This window comes from Paenibacillus sp. FW126-R14, from assembly GCF_058789495.1.
Window position 1 is genome coordinate 43,814 of the sequence record NZ_JBYTBS010000022.1, and the last position, 13,765, is coordinate 57,578.

The window sequence follows — 13,765 nt, forward strand, 5'->3', positions numbered from 1 at the left end:
GGTCATTGGTTAGCAAGCTCCTGCAGGCCGCTAATGACGGCTTCCCAGTGTACCTTCATCTCTTCTCTGCGCTGCAAACTGTCCAATTTTTCTTGGTGAAAGGAGATCGTCGTTTTACCGGGAGAGGCGGCAGGCAGCAGGCGAATTTGCAAGGTTGAAGCTTCGGGCCAAGCAGCCGGCTGCCATGTGAGGCGGAGCTGCTCATATGGATTAACTACGCGTACAATCCCTTTAAGTCCATCGTCCGCGCAATACGAGCTCCCTTTTTCGAGAGTTGTTTCTTCTGCAAGATCCCCTAGCCAAAGTTTACGGCCCTGCGGCGAAATCAGCACTTCCCATACCTTCCCTTGACTGATAGGAATCGTTCTTCTAACCCCAATTTGAAAACCTGCAGAAGTCGTGAGTCCTACGATTTTCTCCGGTTTCATAAACTTTCCTCCTTTGCTGATTCCGTGTAATAGGCGAACTTCTCTACATACTCCTTGAGTTCGATCAAATCCCCAATCGTATGATCCCGCTCGAAATCACCTTCGAAATAGTCGTCTTTCTTCCAAATACCCAGCATTCCTACCTTGCGACTAGCACCTACGTCGTTCTCCGGATGATCCCCGACATACGCAGCTTCATTAGGCTGTACACCCAAGCTATTTAAGGCTCTTAGAAAAATCTCTGGATCTGGCTTTCGCAGACCTTCTATTTCCGAGACGAGCACAGTATCCAAATAGGGGGAGATACCCAGTGCTTCTACATTTTTTAATTGAAAAGTTCCAAAGCCGTTGGTAATCAGGCCCAGCTTTATCCCGCTCTCTTTTAAATGCGCCAGAAGCTCATGAAGATTGGGGAAGCCCACACAGTGCGAGCTGAAATGCTGCACGTAGTCTTCTAATAAATCCTCCCATGCCAGAGCTAGTCCAAATTCGTGCGTCAGCTGCTGATACACTTTGTCCTTCCATACATATCCTCTCTGGTCCAATTCTATGAATCTGTTCACATACACGCATTTGTCAATGCTTTGTAGCTCAACCATACGAGAATGTTGATGTTTAACAAAAGCTTCCAGTGATGCCTGCCGATCGAGCAACGTTCCATCCAGATCAAAAATAATGGCTTTTAGCATGGAGCAATCCCTCCTTTTTGAAAGAATGTGGCTCAGCTGAAAAAAGAATCGGGATACTGAAGCTCCCCGCGCTTATTTTGCAAATAGCACTCCAACACTTCGCATACCATAAAAACATCATCCGGCACTTGAAATTGTTTCAGCACAAAACCATAGTTTCTTGCCGGCATAAATCCAAACTTAGGATAATAGCTCGGATGACCGATCAGGAAAATAGCTCCATATCCTAAAGCTGTTGTTCTGTGGATTCCTTCGCGAATTAACTGGGAGCCTACGCCTAGTTTTTGATAGTCTGGCTTTACAGCTATTGGGGCTAGCGCAATAACGTCGTACTCTTGTTCGCCATCTATTATTTTAGCTTTGCTTAATAAAACGTGTCCGACAATTTGGTTGTTCATTTCCGCTACAAGGGAGAGTTCTGGGATAAAACCTTGTGATGACCGAACGCGCTCAACTAATCGGGCTTCATCCTCTCGGTTTCCAAACGCTGCGACATTCAAGTCATATACGGCCTGATGATCCTTTAATTCTTCGGTTCTGATCTGTATCTGCATAAGTGCCTCCTTTTCTTCCGCCTAATTTACTGAAAAGTGGTCTCAAAATATGGCCCCGGACCCTCATGAACAAATTGAGTTATGACCGTTCTAACCGGATATGGCTGCAGATTATGTGCTTCCATTTCACTTAGCGGTATCCAATAAAACTCGAGATGTTGTTCTATCGAATCCGGATTTTGTTGGTGGTTTATGGCGGGAACGTCTGCAAGAAATAGATGGTTTATCTCTTGATGATACTCATCCTCCAGATCAAACTCAGCCTCAACAGCCCCAATGTACGCCTTCACTACGCTTGCTAAACCAAGCTCTTCCTTGATTTCTCTTGCCAGCGAAGCTCGTATACCTTCGTGGAACTCAACGTGTCCACCTGGGAGGAAAGTATGATCCATACCGATGCAATGTGCAACTAACAGAAAATCTCCGCTTAAAATAATGCCTCTGGCAAGGACATGATAGGTTTGTTTTTTGTCTATTGGCATATGCGCTTTTTCCTCCTCATACTGCTTCAATCAACTATTCGTTTATCTGCCAGTAATTTCCTCTAAATGTTCGAAAATATCCGAATGTGAGATCATAATGATGATTGCCCTCAAAGGCGAGAGGGCCGAAATGGACGTCTCGTCTAACATTCTGCCCGCCAAATGGCAGATTTCCTGTTTGAGAAGGTCAAAAAGGCTTTCTCAGCAGCGAAAATCGCGTTCTTTCATCGTGAGACGTCCATTTTGGACGTCTCGCGTGAAAGCACGTACCTTGCAAGCTGTAGATTACAACGATAGCACTGTTTTCGCGTTAACTGAGCGCGATGTGCCATTTGGCTGCGTTAACGCTGCAGAACATGCTTAATTTTGGCGGGGGGAGTCTGCCTAAATTTTAAAAAAGAGGAAGCCTTTTTGGCTCCCTCTAGTTATTTACTCCGACTGGCGCTCGTCGCCGTACCAAAGTTCACGGAACGTTGCGCTCCGCTTCAGCAGCTCTTCTGAAGTGCCTTCAGCTTCAACGCGGCCATCCTTCATGACGATGATGTGGTCGGCCCGGGTCAGCGCTGTTTTGCGGTGCGAGACGACTAAGCAGGTCGCATCGCTTCGACGCTGGAACATCCGCTCCCAGAGCTTCTGTTCCGTTTCCACGTCGAGCGCGCTCGACAAGTCGTCGAAGACGTACAGCTCGGCGTCGCGCACGAGCATGCGCGCTGCAGCCGTCCGCTGCGCCTGGCCGCCGGAGAGCTTAACCCCGCGCGGGCCGATGACGGTGTCCAGCCCGTCGGGCAGCTGCGCGACGTCGTACTCCAGCACCGCCGCGTGCAGCGCCTCACGCAAGCTGTCGTTTTGCTCCGCTTGCCCGAGCAAAATATTGTTCCGCAGTGTATCGCTGTACAACCGCGGCACTTGCGCGGTGTAGGCACTCCGCGGCGGCGTAAAGAACGTGCCCGGGTCTTCGACGGGCACACCGTTCCACGCGATCGTTCCCTCCCCTTTGGGCAGCAGCCCAAGGAGAGAGCGAACTAGCGTGGTCTTGCCGGAACCGATCGTTCCCGTTACAACGGTGAACGATCCTCTTTGCAAGCTGAAGTGAATGTCCGAAATGCCTCTGCCTGTATCCCCATAAGCATAGCTCAGTCCATTCACATCAAGCCGCCGCAAGGCAGCCTCACCCCTCAGCACTTCATTTGTGGTTTGCTCCGCTCTGCTCATGCTTCTCTTCGCTCCACTTCCGCTCTCCTCCGCTCGGTCCGCACTGCTTTTCGCTCCACTCAAGCCTCGCTCTCCAGCTTCCCGGCCCTTGCCTTTCTGCTTCAAATGCAGCGAATTAACCATCGTTAGAACCTTTGCCGAAGCTCCCTGCAGTAGGAACGTTAGCCTTTGCAAGGATACGCTCATCTGCTTAAAATACGTAATAAACTTGCCGACATTCGTAATAAATTGCGTCACGAAGGTCAGATAGTACACGAACAGCGCGAAGTCTCCGACCGTGAAATCGCCGGCTCTCATTTTCGTACCTGCCAGCAGCAAAATGAGTCCGGTTCCCAAGTTCACAGAGTTGGAAAATACCGAATCCAGCAGCTCCGTCATTAAACGGTCTTTCAACATCGCTTTCCTGCGGTTGTCACCGAAGCTGCGGAATCGCGCAATAACGCGTTTCTCGGCACCAGCCACCTGAATGGCCTGCACATTGCCGAACATTTCACTGATTTCTCCTGTCACTTTGGACGTTGCTTCCCTGCTCGCAGCGCGATACTTCTGAAGACGAACCGTCGCTAACTGCGCAGCCGTAATGACCAGCACAATCGGCAGAAAAACGAGCAGCGTCATCTGAGCATCGATGCGAATCAGAATATAACCGGACACGATAGCAAAACAAGTCAATCCAAACACATCGACAGACCAGCTTGCGGCCTCTTCGGATTGATCCACATCGTCCCGGAAGTGACTGATCGCTTCCCCGGGCGAGACCGGAATGGCTTGTGCTCCCGGCTGCTTTAAGACATGCTCAAGCAAGTTCCTTCGCAGCAGCATGCCCATTCGGAAACGAAAATGAACATCCGTAATAAATCCGATGATAATAAGGCAGATTCGCCCTAATGCCGCAGCCATGAGCAGCGCGATTAACCCCCAGACCCCATAGCCGAGACTGGAATGCCCTGTCAAGGAATCAAAAAACTGTTTCGTAATCAAGCCTGGGGCAATCGGCGCCAAATAAATAACCGTCCATGCAATGGCATTGATATAATAACGCAGAGGCCGGTACATAATAAGCCGCCACAAATATTGAAACGTATTCATACCAACACCTCCTCGAGTCCCGTAGCAAGTAATTGGCTGAATCTGGAATTTGGATCTGCGGTCAACTGCTCTCTTCTCCCTGTTTCCATCACTTGTCCGTTATCCAAAATTAAGATATGATCCGCGCGCTGCACGGTGGCTAACCGGTGGGCGATCATGATGCAGGATCTTTCCGTCAACAACTTGGAAACCGCCTTCTCAATCCTCTGTTCGGTCAGCGGATCAAGCCGGGAAGAAGCTTCATCCATAATGACGAGATCAGGCTTTGTTAAAAAGACGCGTGCGAACGCCAACAATTGGGCTTCACCTGCCGACAAGCTGCCTCCTCCGGAGGCCAACATCGTATCCAAACCTTCCGGCATTGACTCATACCATGTGCCAAGCCCAAGCTCTGTCAAAACATCGACGATTTCAGTATCGGTAATCGTCTCATTGTAGAAAGTCAAATTATCGCGAATGGTTCCCTGCATAATTTCAATATTTTGCGTCACGAGCGCGACCCGTTTGCGAAGATCCGCCAGCTTAAAGCTGCGGATATCCGTTCCGCCGAGCGCAATCGTACCGCTTTGCGGATCATAAAACCGCAGCAAAAGCCGCGCCATCGTAGACTTCCCGCTGCCCGTTCGGCCAAGCAAGCCGAGGACTTCCCCTGGCTTTAAGCTTAGCTCTACACCTTTCAGCGTAGGTTGATCGCCATCGTAACTGAACGTAACATCGCGGAATTCAACGCTAAGCGGTCCTTTCGGCAGTGCCGCGCCCGGCCCATCCTTAATTGCGGATTGGATCGCGAACAGTTCCCGAATACGCGAAATACTTGCATCGGCTTTCTGCAAATCTTCCATCTGTGTGCGAATTTTCTCGATAGGTTTTGCCAGCAGCTCCGTATAAAAGAAAATCAAATACACCGTACCGAGCGAGATGTTCTGGCTATACCACAGATAAGCGCTGATTCCGAAAGCCATGGCGTTGCCCAGCGCAAAAACGAATATCGATGTGTTCCACATTGCGCAGAAGCCAAGAAACGCTTTAACACGCAAGGGAAGCATTTTTCTAAGCATCGTATAGAAGCGATTCATGACGAAACCGACCGCGCCATTGGCGCGAATATCTTCCGTCCCTTCCAAATGTTCGCCGATAAAACCGTAAAACTCCGCGTTGGCCTGCCGCCAGCCCGCCCATACAGGGACAGCGAATTTGCGGATCCACTGGATCATAAAAACAGCAAAAACGACGAAAAAAGCCATCCCGGCGCCAATGATCCAATTTTCCCGGAATAATAAAACAATGATGCCTGTCATCAGGAGCAAATTACCGAACAGATGGATGATCATACTGGAGAAGAAATTCGCCAATGCATTCACATCGCCATCTACACGTTCAATCAGCGAGCCTGACGTATGCGACTTATGAAAAGACATATCGAGCGACAGGCAGTGCGCAGCCAGATCACCACGCAATTTATTCGTCGTTTTCCAACCGACATTTTCGCTGTAATAGGTCGCTATGACTGAAACAAGCTGCTGTACCAGTGAGAAACCTATAAAGAAGATCGCGGCTGTAATCAGCGGCTGCATCGCGCTGCCGGCTTGCGCTTGATCGATAAAATACCGAATAATTTGCGGATTGACGAGCTGTAATCCAATTGAAGCGAATAATAGCAGCGTTAATAATGCGAGTGTACCTTTCTGAGGAAACAAATAACGGCTTAACAGCTCCTTATACTGTCCCATCGAGCTATTTTTCTTAGGTTTTGCTTTCATTATGCAGGGCCTCCAGTAGTTATTATTAATGGCATTAATTATTAATGCCCTTTAACATTGTCCTCCTCCGCCAATCGTATATCCAATCATACTAAATTGAGGTACAACCGACAACGCACGTTTTTTGTGCAAAAAAAAAGCCAAAAAAGCCGCAATCTCTCGCGACCGCCACTAGTCATTGAAAACATTTTATAATAAACTAATACTACGAAATCAGCTCATATGTTACCTTCCTTAACACAAAGGCGGTGGATGGAATTGGTTCAGACACTTATGCAACTAACCGTGAAAGATATTTTGCAGCGTCCTTTGTTTCAGCAAGCCGAAGCCATCGCCACGGAAGAAGCGTTAAACCGTACAGTTCGATGGGCTCACATTATGGAAGTACCCCAGGTCGGCCACTTATTGAATGGCAACGAGCTGATCCTCAACACCGGGATTGGCTGGCATGATAATGAAGAATTAAGCCTCTCCTTCCTCCAGCAGTTGATAGACAGCGGAGCATCCGGACTTTGTATCGAGATGGGGCCGTATACGAACTTGCCCCTCGAACGAATGAAAGAGCTTGCCCTTCGCGAACATTTTCCACTTATTTTTTTTCATGAACAAGTCCGTTATATTGATATCACCCAAGATTTGCACGCACATTTCATTCATCAGCATTACAGCATGGTGTCCGAGCTGGAAGCCCTCTCCGCACAGTTGAATCAATTGCTCCTGTCGGGTAAAGGGTTGCGGCCAATCTTGAAACTATTGCAGCAAACAACGAACGTTCAGGTGGCTTTTTTTCCGTTTGGGGAAGAAGCCCGTTTTATCCCGGACATGCCGAAGGATGAAGCTCATGCTTTTTATGAAAAATGGATTTTCGGGGAAATCATGCGTCAGCCCGAGCTGAAAGGCCGGCTTGCGCATCGCCCGATCTTAGCCTTGGATCGTCTGTTCGCCGACCTGCTATTATACGGAGAACAGGAGTTAAGCGAATTTCAGATTCTTGCTCTGGACCGATTCGCAACCGCCATTGCGCAGGAAATGATGCGTACCACCTACATGGAGGAGAAAAAGCGTTATAAACAAGATCTTTGGGTAACCGATTGGTTGAAAGGAAAGCATTCCCACCAGGATATTCGAGACTACATGCTTGCTCAAAAACCTGCCATAAAACTCGACCAAGCTGTTGTATGTGTGTTTGACAACTCTTCTGTCCTGCAGAATGCCAACGATCATGAAGCGCAGCTTTCTCAAAAACATCGGGCAGCGCGCTCCATTTTCGAAAGTGAAGGCTTCTATTTGGTCCCTGCTTTGTTCGACTCTCATCTTGTATTTATCCTCCTAAATCAACTGGGAACAGCATCTGGGCTATTTCAAGACCGGCTCCAGCGAGCACTCCAGCGATTGCGGAAAACAGAGATCGTCCCAGAGACGGCTCTTTTCGCTCCCCTTTTGGGCATTGGCAAGGTCATAAACGATCTGACACGGCTCAAGGAAAGCTATGAAACCGCCTTGGATACGATTAACATTCAAAAAGATATCGGGGTATTACATATGCCCTTCTATCACGAACTGCATGTCAACAAAATCATTCATACTATGAAGCAAAGCGGACGACTAACTTCGTATATTGACGAATATCTCGGGAGCTTGCTTCGCTACGACCGAGAAAAAAACGGCCAGCTTATGAAAACGTTGAAAATGTATTTAGCTTTAAGCGGTTCCAAGCAGGAAACGGCCAAGGAGCTGTTTATCGTGAGGCAAACCCTGTATCATCGGCTCGATAAAATCACGCTGCTGCTTGGTGAAGATTTCATGCGCTCGGACAAAAGGATAGCCATTGAGCTTGCGCTACACGGGTACGAATATTTGCATGGCGTTATCGCTTAGTTGCGCTCTTGTCCTTGCCGTATGAGCAGCGTGGCATAATATTTCCGCGCATTCGCTGTTTTCAGATGCAGGGTGGCTTTTTCGCCGCCGGGGTGTTCGAGCTGAAGCCATGCGCCCTCCAGGTCCTCCCTTACTCCCACAATGTTAAACTTCTGGGCGGCATAACCATCAAGTTTGCGCTTCTCCAGCATAAATTGTTCGTGTTCAGACATGCGTCGCCCCCCTTTGATCGGCAGATTGCTTAGCGGTTACTTGGAGGGATGAGGATGGGTACGTATCCCGTTTCAGAAATTGCCCAATACCCGGAGTGCCCACGAATTGTTTATCTCTGATCACATACTCCCCTCTCGACAGCACGGTTACCGGCTCACCTGTTATTTCAAGTCCTTCGAAAGGATTATAATCAACATTCATATGGTGCGTTTCTGAGGAAATGACGCGAGTTGCCTGCGGATCAAAAATGACGATATCGGCATCGCAGCCTACGGCAATCGTACCTTTCCTCGGAAATAAACCAAACAGCTTGGCACTTCGGGTAGAAACGATATCTACGAACTGATTCAGCGTAATTCGCCCTTTCAGGACACCTTCCGAGAACAGAATCGAGAAACGATCTTCAATACAAGGACCGCCATTCGGAATTTTGCTGAAATCACCGAGTCCAAGCTCCTTTTGACCTTTGAAATTAAAGGAACAGTGGTCGGAACCTAACGTCTGGAGTTGACCGTTTTGAAGAGCCGTCCAGAGCGCGTCTTGATGAATCTTCGGGCGCAGCGGTGGCGACCACACATACTTCGCTCCTTCGAAATTCGGCTTTTCCAAGTAGGACTGATCCAACATTAAATACTGCGGACAAGTCTCCCCCCAAACATCGACGCCTTGATTTCTCGCTTGAGCAATTTGCTGGACGGCTTCTTCACAAGTCACGTGAACGACATAGAGCTGTGAATTTGCCAGAGCGGTAAGCTTGGCTGCACGCCCTGTCGCTTCGCCTTCAATCAAGGATGGGCGTGTCAGCGCATGATAGATCGGCTCTGTATTGCCCGCATCCAGCGCTTCTTTGATCAAGTAATCGATGACGTCGCCATTTTCGGCATGAACCATGACAAGTGCGCCGTGCCGCTTAGCCTCGAGCATTGTCCGATACAAGGTGCCGTCATCCGCTTGAAACACATTTTTGTAAGCCATAAATACTTTGAGCGAGGTGATTCCTTCGTCATGTATCATGGTTGGCAGTTCAGCCAGCACGTCATCGGTAATTTCTGCAATCATTAAGTGGAAGCTGTAATCAATCACGGCCTTGCCCTTGGCTTTATTATGCCAGGTCTGAACGGATTGGCTTAGCGGAACACCTTTATTCGTCAAACAAAAATCAATAATCGTCGTCGTCCCTCCGAACGCTGCCGCCTTCGTTCCTGTTTCGAAATCGTCGGCGGTCACGGTTCCGCCGAAAGGCATTTCCAGATGCGTGTGCGGATCGATTCCCCCAGGGAACACATAATGTCCTTGCGCATCGATGATTTCGGCGTCTTCTGTATTCAGATTGAGGCCGATTTGCACGATAATCCCGTCCTCAATCCGAATATCCGCCTGATATTGGTCAGCAGCCGTCACGACCGTACCGTTCCTAATGAGTTTGGCCATCGTTATACAGCCTCCTTTTTGTTGGAATTGCCTTCCGACAACTTGGCAATGGCCTCCTGCCTTTCGTTCCAGGTCATTGGCGGTTCGGTGCCGGCAACCTCAACCATGGATATCGCTCCTTCTACTGGACAAACAATTGCACATAAATTACAGCCAACGCAGTCTTCTTCACGTACTTGCAAATAGGACTGTCCATTCTCACCGGTCAGCATCTCAATACACTGGTGAGACGTATCCTCACAAGCGATATGACACTTATTGCAGTTAATGCAAGTGTCGTTGTCAATTTTAGCTACAACGGCATAGTTCAAATCCAAATTGCCCCAATCGGAGTAGCGGGGTACGGATTTCCCAATCAGCTCCGTAACGCTGGCGAGTCCTTTATCATCCAAATAGTTGTTCAAACCGTCGATCATATCCTCGACGATCCGGAAGCCGTGATGCATGGCGGCTGTACAAACTTGCACTCCCGTAGCGCCCATCAGCATGAATTCAACGGCATCCCGCCAATTGGAGATACCGCCAATTCCCGAGATTGGAATGCCAATTTCCGGGTTTCGCGCGCAATCCGCAACCATGTGCAGAGCAATCGGCTTAACAGCCGGGCCGCAGTAGCCGCCGTGAGAGCCCTTCCCGCCAACATGAGGAATCGTATTCCACGTATCGATATCTACGCCAGCCAATGAATTGATCGTATTGATCAAGGAGATGGCATCCGCTCCGCCTCGAACTGCCGCCTTCGCCGTGCTCGTAATGTCCGTAATATTCGGCGTCAGCTTCACGATGACCGGTGTCTTCGCCGCTTCCTTCGCCCACATCGTCTGCGCCTCCACAAGATCGGGCTGCTGTCCGGAGGCTGCCCCCATTCCGCGCTCAGCCATCCCGTGAGGGCAGCCAAAGTTCAGCTCAAGACCGTCCACGCCGACAGCCTCCACCTTTTTAACAATTTCATGCCACTTTTCACGCTTGGGCTCAACCATAAGGGATACGACGAGCGCATGATTCGGAAAACGCTTCTTCGTTTCGTAAATTTCTTTGAGATTCACCTCAAGCGGACGGTCTGTAATCAATTCAATATTGTTAAATCCGGACACGCGTTGTCCATTGAAATGAACGGCTGCAAAACGCGAGGATGTATTAATAATCGGATCTCCGAGTGTTTTCCATACGGCTCCTCCCCATCCGGCCTCAAAAGCGCGCTGAACTTGATATCCGGTATTGGTCGGGGGAGCAGATGCCAACCAGAAAGGGTTTGGTGACGTTATGCCCGCTAGATTAATGCGTAAATCTGCCATGCAGTATCCCTCCTGTTTGATTAACTAATCATAAAGCAGCTATTAAGCAGACTCGTTCTGTGCGTTAATCAAGTGCCGGTAGATCGCGTAAGCGGCTTGTTTGCCCTGTTGAGCCGCCGAAACAACCATAGCCTCGCCCTGACCTTCTCCGAAAATGACATCTCCTGCCGCATAGACTTTCGGATTCGAGGTTTGACCCGTTTGCGGATTTACCGACACTGTCCCCCGGATATGTGCGAGCTTGAATTGATCGACAAGGGATTCATGCCGTGTTTGCCCGATCGCTTTGATCACAGCATGAACGGGAAGGAGAAATTCAGACCCTGCAATGGGAACAGGCCGTCTGCGCCCCCCCTCGGCATCGATCAGCTCCATCCGCAGGCATTCCATAGCCGCGACGCGGCCGTTCTCATCCCCAATGATCCGTTTCGGAGCGGTTAGCCATTTGAATTCGACGCCGTCTCCCTTGGCGAAATCAAATTCAAAATCATAGGCCGTCATTTCTTCTTGTGTTCGCCGATACACGATTTGCACTTGTTCAGCCCCGAGCCTCACCGAGCATGTAGCAGCATCTATGGCGGTATTCCCGGCTCCGATGACCGCTACGCGTTTTCCGATCAAGTCGGCATTCAGATCCGTACCGGTTTTCGTAGCTTCAACGAAGTCAATCGCATCATAGACACCGGCTAAGGCTTCGCCTTCGATACCGAGCATCGGCACTTTCGACATGCCAACGGCAAGCACGACAGCGTCATAGTCTTGCAGCAGCTCTTCCGCCGTAATATCCACCCCGACTCGCATGCTCATCCGGAAATCGACGCCGAGCTGGCGTATTTGATCCACTTCCCAAAGTGAAATTTCCTGCGGCAAGCGGAAAGAAACGATACCATACGTATCCAAGCCTCCTGCTTGCGCCTTCGCCTCGAACACCGTCACCTTGAATCCGAAGCGGGCAAGCTCGCGGGCTGCCGAAAGGCCGGCAGGCCCACTGCCGATGACTGCGGCACATTTCCCATTCTCCGCCCCCGCTTTGAACAACAACTGCTCATTCTTCATCGCCCAGTCGGTTGCGTAGCGCTGCAACTGCCCGATCAGGATAGGCTTGGACGAATGATTAAGCACACAAGCCCCTTCGCAGAGCTCCTCTGTCGGGCATACTCTCGAGCAGGTGGCCCCAACTGGATTTGCCTCCATGATGGTGCGCGCAGAACCTTTGAGGTTGCCGTTGCCAATCTTTTTAATGAAAGAAGGAATGTCAATTCCTGTCGGACAGGCGCGTATGCAAGGAGCATCATAACAATACAAGCATCGATTTGATTCTTCGATCGCCTCTTTCGGCTTCATCCCCGCCTTGACTTCAGCGAAATTGCGTTTCAAATCATTTAGCGAAATAAATGATTTCCCCATTGGCTGCACCTCCGCGCGCGATAAGCTCATTATTGGATTGTAGCTTCAATCAGGTCTACGATTCTGTTTTCTCCATGGCGATGCGGCACGCTGTCCGGTACAAAAGCTCCGTTCCCAGTGTAATATCTTCCGGACTCGCATATTCCTTCGGATTGTGGCTGATCCCCTCCAGACATCGCACGAAGATCATCCCGTAATCGCATACGTAGGACATCGCAAGCGAATCATGAAAAGGACCGCTCATGAGCTCCGGCGGGGAGAATCCCATTGTCTCCGCTTCCTCACGCAAGCTTTGCATGATCCAGCCTGCACAATAGCGGGGCTCGCTGTTCGTATCCTCGCGAATTGTATACCGAAGACCATGCTCCCTTGAAACATTCTCGATGACACTTAAGAGTTCGGCCTCAAGAGCGTTTCGGCGCGATAAATCAATATCGCGAAGATCAACCGTGAAGGACACTTTCTCCGGGATGATGTTGCGCGAATCGGGAAAAACAGTAAGAGAGCCTACCGTACCTACCGTCGGAGCCCCTGGAATCCGCTGCACAAGCTCGTTCAGCGCGACGATGACTTTGGCGCTGCCGAGAAGCGCATCGTGGCGCATCGACATCGGCACTGAGCCGGCATGACCGGCAAAACCGGTCATTTCAACCGTGAGCCATAGCGGACCGGAGATGCCTGTAACGATGCCGATCGGAGCATCCAGCGATTCGAGAATCGGCCCTTGCTCGATGTGCAGCTCCAGGAAAGTGCCGATGCGGCCCGGTTGAAACGCATAGCCCTCGAAATCAGCAGGGTTGCAGCCGAATTGCTGCAATGCTTCACGGCGGGTAATGCCGCTTTTATCCGTGCGGTCGAGCTCATTTGCTTCCAGCGTGCCTGTCATTCCGCGGACGCCGAACAAGCCCTTATTGAAGCGGCAGCCTTCCTCATCGCAGAATGCCACAACTTCGATATCGCACTCCGGCGTTCTGCCTGACTCCACCAGACTGTGAACCACCTCGATCGCGCCGAGTACGCCAATTGCGCCATCGAACCGCCCGCCATAGGGCTGCGAATCAATATGAGAGCCTAGCATGAGCACTGGCGCGTCTGAATTCCTGCCTTTCAGCTTCCCGATGAGATTGGCAAACGGATCGATGTGAGCTTCCATGCCCGCTTCTTCCATCCAGCCTTTGACAAGCTCCACGCCTTCACGGTCTTCCTTGGACAGCGCCAGCCGGCAAACGCCTGTTTCTCCGATTTTTCCAATTTGCGCAAGCTCCTGAATATGTTGATGCAAGCGTTCAGCGTTGATTTGAATCCGAGGGGCTGTAGACAACATCCT

Annotated in this window: 13 protein-coding genes; 2 read left to right on the forward strand and 11 right to left on the reverse strand. The window is 50.1% G+C overall.

Annotated features, from left to right (window positions below):
• Positions 1-2 precede the first annotated feature (2 nt).
• Genes AC3WRW_RS15760 through AC3WRW_RS15775 form a run of 4 tightly spaced genes read right to left on the reverse strand, consistent with a single transcriptional unit; the run spans position 3 to position 2,153 of the window.
• Positions 3-428: an SRPBCC family protein gene (locus AC3WRW_RS15760; RefSeq protein WP_492547251.1), complete on the reverse strand. Its 426-nt coding sequence runs from the start codon at positions 426-428 to the stop codon at positions 3-5.
• Positions 425-1,117 carry an HAD family hydrolase gene (locus tag AC3WRW_RS15765; RefSeq protein WP_492547252.1) on the reverse strand — a complete coding sequence of 231 codons (693 nt, stop codon included), beginning with the start codon at positions 1,115-1,117 and terminating at the stop codon, positions 425-427. The genes AC3WRW_RS15760 and AC3WRW_RS15765 overlap by 4 nt, the downstream gene beginning before the upstream one ends.
• Positions 1,118-1,149: 32 nt before the next feature.
• Positions 1,150-1,671 (reverse strand): GNAT family N-acetyltransferase, encoded by a 522-nt coding sequence (locus AC3WRW_RS15770; RefSeq protein ID WP_492547253.1) that lies wholly within the window; start codon positions 1,669-1,671, stop codon positions 1,150-1,152.
• Between the two features lie 26 nt (positions 1,672-1,697).
• Entirely contained in the window at positions 1,698-2,153 is a 456-nt protein-coding gene (locus AC3WRW_RS15775; RefSeq protein WP_492547254.1) for an NUDIX domain-containing protein, read from the reverse strand.
• Between the two features lie 229 nt (positions 2,154-2,382).
• Here AC3WRW_RS15775 and AC3WRW_RS15780 point away from each other — a divergent pair, with 229 nt between their 5' ends.
• The gene (locus AC3WRW_RS15780; RefSeq protein WP_492547255.1) at positions 2,383-2,517 is read left to right on the forward strand and encodes a hypothetical protein; all 135 of its coding nucleotides are present in this window, start codon (positions 2,383-2,385) and stop codon (positions 2,515-2,517) included.
• Positions 2,518-2,582: 65 nt separating this feature from the next.
• On the opposite strand, the gene AC3WRW_RS15785 is transcribed toward AC3WRW_RS15780, so the two are convergent.
• Positions 2,583-4,454 carry an ABC transporter ATP-binding protein gene (locus AC3WRW_RS15785; protein ID WP_492547256.1) on the reverse strand — a complete coding sequence of 624 codons (1,872 nt, stop codon included), beginning with the start codon at positions 4,452-4,454 and terminating at the stop codon, positions 2,583-2,585.
• Positions 4,451-6,214 carry an ABC transporter ATP-binding protein gene (locus tag AC3WRW_RS15790; protein ID WP_492547257.1) on the reverse strand — a complete coding sequence of 588 codons (1,764 nt, stop codon included), beginning with the start codon at positions 6,212-6,214 and terminating at the stop codon, positions 4,451-4,453. The genes AC3WRW_RS15785 and AC3WRW_RS15790 overlap by 4 nt, the downstream gene beginning before the upstream one ends.
• Positions 6,215-6,487: 273 nt before the next feature.
• Between AC3WRW_RS15790 and AC3WRW_RS15795 the strand changes: the two genes are divergently transcribed.
• Positions 6,488-8,092 (forward strand): PucR family transcriptional regulator, encoded by a 1,605-nt coding sequence (locus AC3WRW_RS15795; protein WP_492547258.1) that lies wholly within the window; start codon positions 6,488-6,490, stop codon positions 8,090-8,092.
• Here AC3WRW_RS15795 and AC3WRW_RS15800 read toward each other — a convergent pair.
• From AC3WRW_RS15800 to AC3WRW_RS15820, 5 genes are read right to left on the reverse strand one after another with little or no spacing between them, the layout of a single operon-like run.
• A complete protein-coding gene (locus tag AC3WRW_RS15800; protein WP_492547259.1) occupies positions 8,089-8,304 on the reverse strand; it encodes a hypothetical protein in 216 nt (71 codons plus the stop codon). The two genes, AC3WRW_RS15795 and AC3WRW_RS15800, sit on opposite strands and share 4 nt — an antisense overlap.
• On the reverse strand, positions 8,297-9,736 hold the full coding sequence (hydA, locus tag AC3WRW_RS15805) for a dihydropyrimidinase (protein ID WP_492547260.1): 1,440 nt from the start codon (positions 9,734-9,736) through the stop codon (positions 8,297-8,299). The genes AC3WRW_RS15800 and hydA overlap by 8 nt, the downstream gene beginning before the upstream one ends.
• A 2-nt stretch (positions 9,737-9,738) precedes the next feature.
• Positions 9,739-11,031, reverse strand: coding sequence for an NAD-dependent dihydropyrimidine dehydrogenase subunit PreA (preA, locus tag AC3WRW_RS15810; protein ID WP_492547261.1), 1,293 nt, complete (start codon positions 11,029-11,031; stop codon positions 9,739-9,741).
• Positions 11,032-11,073: 42 nt separating this feature from the next.
• Positions 11,074-12,438 (reverse strand): NAD(P)-dependent oxidoreductase, encoded by a 1,365-nt coding sequence (locus tag AC3WRW_RS15815; protein WP_492547262.1) that lies wholly within the window; start codon positions 12,436-12,438, stop codon positions 11,074-11,076.
• Positions 12,439-12,493: 55 nt separating this feature from the next.
• Entirely contained in the window at positions 12,494-13,762 is a 1,269-nt protein-coding gene (locus AC3WRW_RS15820; RefSeq protein WP_492547263.1) for a M20 family metallo-hydrolase, read from the reverse strand.
• Between the last annotated feature and the right edge of the window lie 3 nt (positions 13,763-13,765).

What these genes read in the sequence shown, in the direction of transcription:
- hydA (WP_492547260.1), bottom strand. Translation starts at nt 9,736, where the DNA reads ATGGCCAAACTCATTAGGAACGGTACGGTCGTGACGGCTGCTGACCAA.
- AC3WRW_RS15795 (WP_492547258.1), top strand. Translation starts at nt 6,488, where the DNA reads ATGCAACTAACCGTGAAAGATATTTTGCAGCGTCCTTTGTTTCAGCAA.
- AC3WRW_RS15775 (WP_492547254.1), bottom strand. Translation starts at nt 2,153, where the DNA reads ATGCCAATAGACAAAAAACAAACCTATCATGTCCTTGCCAGAGGCATT.
- AC3WRW_RS15800 (WP_492547259.1), bottom strand. Translation starts at nt 8,304, where the DNA reads ATGTCTGAACACGAACAATTTATGCTGGAGAAGCGCAAACTTGATGGT.
- AC3WRW_RS15785 (WP_492547256.1), bottom strand. Translation starts at nt 4,454, where the DNA reads ATGAATACGTTTCAATATTTGTGGCGGCTTATTATGTACCGGCCTCTG.
- AC3WRW_RS15770 (WP_492547253.1), bottom strand. Translation starts at nt 1,671, where the DNA reads ATGCAGATACAGATCAGAACCGAAGAATTAAAGGATCATCAGGCCGTA.
- AC3WRW_RS15760 (WP_492547251.1), bottom strand. Translation starts at nt 428, where the DNA reads ATGAAACCGGAGAAAATCGTAGGACTCACGACTTCTGCAGGTTTTCAA.
- AC3WRW_RS15815 (WP_492547262.1), bottom strand. Translation starts at nt 12,438, where the DNA reads ATGGGGAAATCATTTATTTCGCTAAATGATTTGAAACGCAATTTCGCT.
- preA (WP_492547261.1), bottom strand. Translation starts at nt 11,031, where the DNA reads ATGGCAGATTTACGCATTAATCTAGCGGGCATAACGTCACCAAACCCT.
- AC3WRW_RS15790 (WP_492547257.1), bottom strand. Translation starts at nt 6,214, where the DNA reads ATGAAAGCAAAACCTAAGAAAAATAGCTCGATGGGACAGTATAAGGAG.
- AC3WRW_RS15820 (WP_492547263.1), bottom strand. Translation starts at nt 13,762, where the DNA reads ATGTTGTCTACAGCCCCTCGGATTCAAATCAACGCTGAACGCTTGCAT.
- AC3WRW_RS15765 (WP_492547252.1), bottom strand. Translation starts at nt 1,117, where the DNA reads ATGCTAAAAGCCATTATTTTTGATCTGGATGGAACGTTGCTCGATCGG.